The 7,115-nt window shown below is 73.3% G+C and carries 6 protein-coding genes; 1 reads left to right on the top strand and 5 read right to left on the bottom strand.

Annotated elements, in window-relative coordinates; translation table 11 throughout:
- Positions 1-75 precede the first annotated feature (75 nt).
- On the bottom strand, positions 76-1,014 hold the full coding sequence (locus tag I6A81_RS39705; RefSeq protein ID WP_203008296.1) for an FkbM family methyltransferase: 939 nt from the start codon (positions 1,012-1,014) through the stop codon (positions 76-78).
- Between the two features lie 317 nt (positions 1,015-1,331).
- Here I6A81_RS39705 and I6A81_RS39700 point away from each other — a divergent pair, with 317 nt between their 5' ends.
- On the top strand, positions 1,332-2,279 hold the full coding sequence (locus I6A81_RS39700) for an aldose 1-epimerase family protein (protein WP_203008294.1): 948 nt from the start codon (positions 1,332-1,334) through the stop codon (positions 2,277-2,279).
- Positions 2,280-2,354: 75 nt separating this feature from the next.
- Here the strand turns inward: I6A81_RS39700 and I6A81_RS39695 are convergent, their stop codons facing one another.
- The 4 genes from I6A81_RS39695 to I6A81_RS39680 form a co-directional block, all read right to left on the bottom strand.
- The gene (locus tag I6A81_RS39695) at positions 2,355-3,164 is read right to left on the bottom strand and encodes an SDR family NAD(P)-dependent oxidoreductase (RefSeq protein ID WP_203007682.1); all 810 of its coding nucleotides are present in this window, start codon (positions 3,162-3,164) and stop codon (positions 2,355-2,357) included.
- A gap of 104 nt (positions 3,165-3,268) precedes the next feature.
- Complete coding sequence (locus tag I6A81_RS39690) at positions 3,269-4,480, bottom strand: acetyl-CoA C-acetyltransferase (RefSeq protein WP_203007681.1); 1,212 nt, start codon at positions 4,478-4,480, stop codon at positions 3,269-3,271.
- A gap of 489 nt (positions 4,481-4,969) precedes the next feature.
- Positions 4,970-5,476 carry a hypothetical protein gene (locus I6A81_RS39685; RefSeq protein ID WP_203007680.1) on the bottom strand — a complete coding sequence of 169 codons (507 nt, stop codon included), beginning with the start codon at positions 5,474-5,476 and terminating at the stop codon, positions 4,970-4,972.
- Positions 5,477-5,777: 301 nt separating this feature from the next.
- Positions 5,778-6,725 carry a 2OG-Fe(II) oxygenase family protein gene (locus tag I6A81_RS39680; protein ID WP_203007679.1) on the bottom strand — a complete coding sequence of 316 codons (948 nt, stop codon included), beginning with the start codon at positions 6,723-6,725 and terminating at the stop codon, positions 5,778-5,780.
- Positions 6,726-7,115 lie beyond the last annotated feature (390 nt).

Raw genomic sequence — 7,115 nt, 5'->3', positions numbered from 1 at the left:
GCGGCGGGGTGGGCGGCCCCCCCCCCCGCGCCGGGCGCGCGCCCCCCCCCCCCCCCCCCCCCCACGGGGAGGTCCTCAGCGCAGGACCCGCGGGTCCCGGGCCGCGAAGTAGTTCGCCACGTAGGGGCGCAGCGACTCGTCGTTCAGCCGCTTCTCCTCCTCGCGCGGGTCGATCGGCCCCACGACCGTGTCCGTGGCCTCGTCGTGCCGCATGACCTTGTAGTCGTGCCGGGTGAGCGCCTCGAAGACCTCGGACGCGACGCCTCCCTCGCCGACCAGCGGGTCCTCGCTGATCTCGAAGGTGAGCACCCCGATCCGGCCCTCGGACAGCAGGCTCGCCGCGCCGGAGAAGACGTGCCGCTCGAAGCCCTCGACGTCGACCTTGCAGAAGGCGATGCTGTCGATTCCCTCACGCTCGCTGAAGGCGTCCAGGGTCTCCGCGGTCACCTCGACGGTGTGGTCGGGGCGGATCGCCTTGCCGTCGTAGGTGTGCATCGCGTGGGTGCCCAGCGAGTTCCAGCCCGAGGCCTCCGGGTCCGCGAAGACGTTCATCGAGATCGTCCCCGACGTGTCGGACACTGCGGCGCGCACGACGGTGACCTCGCGGGTGTGGTTGAGCGCCAGCGTCTCGTCGAGCCGGTCGGCGGTCGTGGGCACCGCCTCGAACGCGAACACCCGGCCCTTCGGCCCCACCTGGCGGGCGGCGTGCACGCTGTAGAGGCCGATGTTCGCGCCCACGTCGTAGACCACGTCGCCGGGGCGCAGCAAGGTCGCCATCAGCTTGAAGGCGGCCCGGTCGGAGTGCCGCTGGACCAGCGAGCGGGCGGAGCCGCGCATGAAGGGCGGCACCAGCAGCTTGATGCCGAACTCGTCCTCGACGACGATCGGCGCGTTACGCGCGGCCGCGGCGGCCAGCTTCACCTGGAACACGGCGTCCTTCGCCTGCACGACCTTGCCACGCAGGGCGGGGTACGAACGCAGCTTCGCCTTTGCCTGATCGGTCCACTGGTTCATCAGGTTCACGCTCCGTCCGGCCGAGCCTCTGAGATACCGGGGGCGTATGGCCCCCTCCAACCCGCCTGCCGCTGTCGTCGAACACCTCATCCGGAGATTCGCAAGCAAGACATCGAGGCGGTATGGGGTGTATGGCGCAGACTATCGCCTGACCTGTGGCGCGATACCGGTCGCATCAGGCACATTACTCACCGAAGCCGATCGATGCGGCACAGTTAGGACACAGCGATCCCATAGGACCCAGGACAAGGGGGCATAGCCCGTTCAGGCAGGCCCTTGGTCCCTACGCACCGGGACGATCTCGCGATACTGGCCAGATGGAAGCGATCCCGCCGTCCGGGCGGCAACTGGAGCTGGTCCACGCCGGTAGCTCCGTCACCGTCGTCGAGGTCGGCGGCGGCCCACGCGACTACCGGGTCGACGGCGTTCCGGTACTTGACGGCTACCCGCTCGACGCCATGGCCTCACACGGCCGCGGCCAACTGCTCGCGCCCTGGCCGAACCGGATCGCCGGCGGCCGCTACCGCTGGGGCGGCGCCACCCTGCAACTGCCGGTCAGCGAGCCCGCCACCGGCAACGCGATCCACGGGCTCGCTCGCTGGTCGGCCTGGGACCTGGAGCGCACCGGCTCGGCCAGCGCCACCGCGTCGTTCACCGTGCACGCGCAGACCGGCTACCCGTTCACCCTCGACTTCCGCGCCGAGTACGCGCTCGGTGACGAGGGCCTGGCGGTCACGATGACGGCGACCAACCGGTCGGCCAGCGCGGCGCCGGTCGGTATGGGAGCGCACCCCTACCTCTTCGTCCCCGGCCCGGGCGGCGCCCCCCTGCCCGTCGACGACGCGACGCTGACCATCCCGGCCAACCGCCGCCTGCTCGTCAACGAGGCGCTGATCCCGATCGACGCCGAGGAGGTCGCGGGCGGGCCGTTCGACTTCCGCGCCGCGCGCCCCGTCGGGCGGCTCGCGCTCGACACCTGCTTCGCCGACCTGCGCCGCGACGCCGACGGGCTCGCCCGCGTCGTCCTCGCCGGCGAGAGCGGCGAGGCGGGTGGCGGCGGGACGGTGATCGTCTGGATGGACCAGGCCTGGGAGTATATTCAGATATTCACAAGTGACTCGCTGAGAGGCGACGAGCGGCGGCGCAGCATCGCCGTCGAGCCACAGACCTGTCCGGCGGACGCGTTCAACAGCGGCCAGGGGCTGCGCATCCTGGAGCCAGGCGAGAGCTTCGGTGGCTCCTGGGGAATCCAGCCGGCCCGTTGACGGCGGGCCGGGTCGACCCCGGTCCCAGCGCGCGCCGGGACGCGCGCTGGGACCGGTTCCCCGTTGCGGGCCGGCTCAGAAGTCGCTGCCGCCATCGACGTTGATGTCCGCGCCGGTCATGTAGGAGTTGGCCCGCGAGCCGACGAAGGCGATGACCGGGCCGATCTCGGCGGGGTCGCCGGCGCGGGGCAGGAACGCCGGGTGCCCGAAGTCCTCCTTGATGACGCGCATCGCGTCGGTGAGGCTGTCCGGGTCGATCCCCCGGCCCGCCGGCTGCGCCCGCAGGTAGCCCTTCATCCCCTCCGACAGGAACGACCCAGGCGAGACCGTGTTGACCAGGATCCCGTCGGCGGCGAGCGACTGGGCCAGGTTCTTGCTGACGCTGGTCAGCGCCGCCTTGGAGGCGGTGTAGGCGATGAGCCCCGGGGACTGGCGGCGGGTCGAGTGGGCCGAGACGTTGACGATCCGGGCCCACTGGGCGGCCCGCAGCAGCGGCAGCGCGGCCCGCACGGTGCGCACCGCTGACAGCGTCCCGATGTCGAACGTCGCCACCCACTCGGCGTCGTCGGACCCGTCGAACCCCTTCGTGCCCACCCCGACCGGGCCGGCGGCGTTGACGAGGACGTTGAGCTCGCCGAAGCGGGCGCCGACCTGCTCGAACGCGGCCGCGACCGAGGCGGCGTCGCCCAGATCGGTCGGGATGCCCACCGCCTCCCGGGCGCCCAACGCGAGCGCGGCCTCGGCCGTCTCATCGAGGCCGGCCTTGCCCCGGGCGAGGATCGCCACCCGCGCGCCCTCCCGGGCGAAACACTCGACGGCCGCCCGCCCCATGCCCTTGGAGCCGCCGCTGACGACGACGGCCGCGCCGCCCAAGCCCAGGTCCACCCGAGTCCTCCCGATCAGTCGAGCCGCTTCGCCTTCGTCCGCATCCCGCTACGCGGCCGCCCTCGCTCCGCTCCGGCGACCACTACGCGGGCTGCCTCCTCCGCTCAGTCGAGCCGTTCGAAGATGGCGGCGATGCCCTGGCCGCCGCCGATGCACAGGGTCTCCAGGCCGTAGCGGGCGTCGCGACGGTGCAGCTCGCGCAGCAGGTTCGCGAGGATCCGCCCACCGGTCGCGGCGACCGGGTGACCAAGCGAGATGCCGGAGCCGTTGACGTTGATCCGCTCCCAGTCCGCCTCGGTGACGCCCCATTCCCGGGTGCAGGCGAGCACCTGGGCGGCGAACGCCTCGTTGAGCTCGATCAGGTCCAGGTCCGCGAACTTCAGCCCGGCGCGCTCCAGCGCCTTAGCCGTCGCCGGCACCGGGCCGATGCCCATCGTGCGCGGCGGCACCCCTGCCACCGCCCACGAGACCAGCCGGGCGAGCGGGCGCAGCCCGAGGCGCTCGGCCTCGGCCGGATGGGTCACGACACACGCGGACGCGCCGTCGTTCTGCCCGCTGGCGTTGCCGGCGGTGACGGTGGCCTCCGAGTCGCTCTTCCCCAGGATCGGCTTGAGCCGACCCAGCGTCTCCAGCGACGTGTCCGGACGCGGGTGCTCGTCTCGCGTGACGACGACGCTCTCGCGCCGGCCCGGCACGGTCACCGGGATGATCTCGTCGTCGAACAGGCCCGCGTTCTGGGCGGCGACGGCACGCTGGTGCGAGCGCAGCGCCAGCTCGTCCTGCTCCGCCCGGGAGATCGAGTACTCCTTGCGCAGGTTCTCCGCCGTCTCGATCATGCCGCCGGGCACGGGGAAGTTCCTGCCGCCCGCGGTGGTGCGCCCGCGCGCGAGCGCGTCGTGCAGCGTGAGCCCGCCGCCGCGCACGCCCCACCGGGTCTCGTGCGTGAAGAACGGCGCGTTGCTCATGCTCTCGGCGCCGCCGGCGATCACGACGTCGCTGACGCCGGTCTGCACCTGCATCGCGGCGGTGACCAGCGTCTGCACGCCGGAGCCGCAGCGCCGGTCGAGCTGCAGGCCGGGGACCTCCACGCCCAGCCCCGCGTCCAGCGCCACCACCCGGCCGAGCGCCGGGGCGTCCATGCTCGGGTAGCAGCAGCCGAACAGCACGTCGTCCACGTCCGCCGGCGCCAGCCCCGTCTTCTCCAGGAGCCCGCGCACGACGGCGGCGCCGAGCTCGTGGACCGCGAGCGGCCGCAACGTGCCGCCGTAGCCGCCGACCGGGGTCCGCACCGGGCCGCAGATCACCGCGTCACGCATCGATATCCTCCACCGCCACTGTCGTGGCCGCCACTCGGCCGGTCTGGTCGGTCCCACGGTGGCTCCAGTACGCGCCGGCACGCAACGGTTGCCACCCGGCCGGCGAGCCGGAGAACGGGCGCCTGGTCGCCACCGCCCGGCTTCCCGGCAGCCTCCCACAAAAAGATATAGATGTCTTGTGGTCGGATCACCTGTTCCGCCGCCCGCGACCAGCCGCGCGACGGCGCGGCCACGGGCGGCGGTCCGGCACGCCGGCGGCTGCGCGTCGATCCGCGCGGCCAGCCCCGGCTGTCCTACGCGGACCGCCGGGGCCGCCTCCGACCGGCGCGCGGCGACGACCCCGACATTCGCCATCCTACGCAGGAAATATACATTATTCAACTTTGGAGGTACCGGCGGCGCTCGCGGTCGTGGCGAGCAGCCAGGCACGAGCGGCGCGTGCCGCGAGACCGGCAGGAGGCGCCTGACGCCAGATCCCGGCCGCGGTACTCACTCACGCGGCCGGGGCAGTTCGAGCAGGGCGCGGGGCACGGCGCAGGCAGGCAGCGCGTCGGCCATCCGGCCGGTGATCGGATAGCCGTCGACGGTGGGGAGGACGACGGTGACCTGTCGGTCGCCCTGACTGCCCAGCAGTGTGCGCTCGGCCTCGTGGCGGGCGCGCAGGAGCGCCTCCCAGTCGGCCAGCCAGTCCAGCGCCGGAGGGTCGCCGGCCAGCGTCTCCTGGCCGATCTCACGGTCCCGGGCGATCATCGTCGCCACGGCCGCGTCCTGGGCCGCCATGCTGGCCACGACGTGGGCTGGGTGGTCCGAGAGCGGCGGCGCCACGTGGGCGAGCGACCGCCTCAGGTCGTCGCAGGCCGCCGCCATCGGCCCGGAGACCGCGGGCTCCTCGATCAGTTGGGCGGACCACATCCTGCTGTGCGTCGTCCCATACGTCCATATGAACACCACGACAACCGACAGCACGACCACGGCGATTAAGACCGGCGTGAGCACGGAACCCACCCGCCGCCACCACGCCCGGCGAGGCGGCGATGGCTCCGGCCTGGGGTAGCGGGGCAGCTCCCGGGACACGAGCCGCGGGCTCGGCGGCTGGTCACCCAAGGAGACATCAGGAATGTCAGGGGCCACGGTCAGCACCCTCCGGCCCGCGAGTGCCCGCCACCGCGGCGGGGCGGAGCAGCGATCACGGGCACAGGATGACAGCCGACGGGCCGGTCCGGGGCCGGAACCGTGGACAGCTCGCGGAGACCGCCGCGGGCGACGCAGATGCCCTGAAACGGACGCCCAAGCGCGCTCAGAGCCTGTAGGCCGCCCGTTGGCGGGCGAGCACGTGGTCGCGGGCGGTGACGCCAGCGCTGTCCGTCTCCGTGGTGACGGTGCCTGTGGGGGCGACCCACGTTTCAAGATCAGGATGGTGGAAGAAGACCGCGGAGTAGCGAGCGGTCGGGGGGATGCCCGGGGTGCGGGGCGGGTTGACGACCCGGTGCAGGTTCTTGGGGATGCTTCCGCGGGTCCACAGGTGCAGCAGGTCGCCGGCCTGCAGCAGGACCGCGCCCGGTGGGAACTCCACGGGCACCCACGCGCCGTCCGGGCCGAGCGCCGCCTCCAGCCCCGCGCGGCCGTCGGCCCACAGCAGCGTCAGCCCGCCGATGTCCGCGTGCGGCCGCTGCCGCGTCTGCCCCGGAGCGGGCTCCTCCCGTTGGGGGAGGTAGTGGTTGACGCACAGGTTCGAGTGCTGCCGCGTCGTCCAGGCGGGCAGGTCGGCCTCGGGCAGCCCGAGCGCGCCCGCGATCATCTCGACCAGCCGGTTCGTCAGCGTCCGCGCCGAGCGGTAGTACGCGGCCCAGGCCGCGGTCATCCGGGGCGGGTGCTCGGGCCACAGGTCGAACGTCGCCGCCCACGCGCCGTCGTCGGCGAACCCGGCGGGGTCGGGCAGCGCCAACTCGTAGCGCTCCAGCAGCAGCGCGTCCGGCCCGCCCTCGTAGAGCGGCTGCCAGCCGGCCCACTCCCCCGTCCCGGACCAGCGCACCCGGGCCTTCTCGGCCGGGTCGAGCGCGAAGAACTCCCGCGAGGCCTCGACCATCGCCGCGAGGTCCGCGCCGAACGAGCCGCCGGCGGAGAACTCGTCGAGCCCGGTCAGGAACACGCACGAATCGCGCCGCAGCGCGTCGACCAACGTGTTGGCCGACGTCACCCGCAGGTCGAGAACGGGGATGCGCGCGGCGGGAAAGGTGGAAGTCACGAGGACGCCTCCGGTACGGCGGGGACAGCCGGGCCGCCGTTCCGACGCTGGAGGTGATACCCGCGAACGCCCGCGACGCTATCCACGCCCTTGCGCCCCCGTCAACGCCCGGCCTGCCCGTCAACGCCCGGTACGGGCCGGCACGCGGCCCGCGCGCCGGGGGTTCCGGCACGCGTGCCGCGTTCGGGTCGTCCTTCACCCCGGGACAGGCCACCGGGGCGCGGGGCGGGTCGGGAGCGTCGGTTCAGGTGGGCAGCAGGGTGTGGCCGGGCGCGGTGGGATTGAGACCGGTGGCGAGGCGGTCGGCGCGCTCGCGCAGGGTGGCCACGGCGTCGTCCCGGCCGAGCATGACGAGGTACTCCCCCGCGAGGATCCCACGCAGGACGTCGT

The sequence above is a fragment of the Frankia nepalensis genome (genome assembly GCF_016786325.1).
GTDB classification, from domain to species: Bacteria; Actinomycetota; Actinomycetes; order Frankiales; family Frankiaceae; genus Pseudofrankia; species Pseudofrankia nepalensis.
This window is presented reverse-complemented; position numbering and strand designations above follow the sequence as displayed.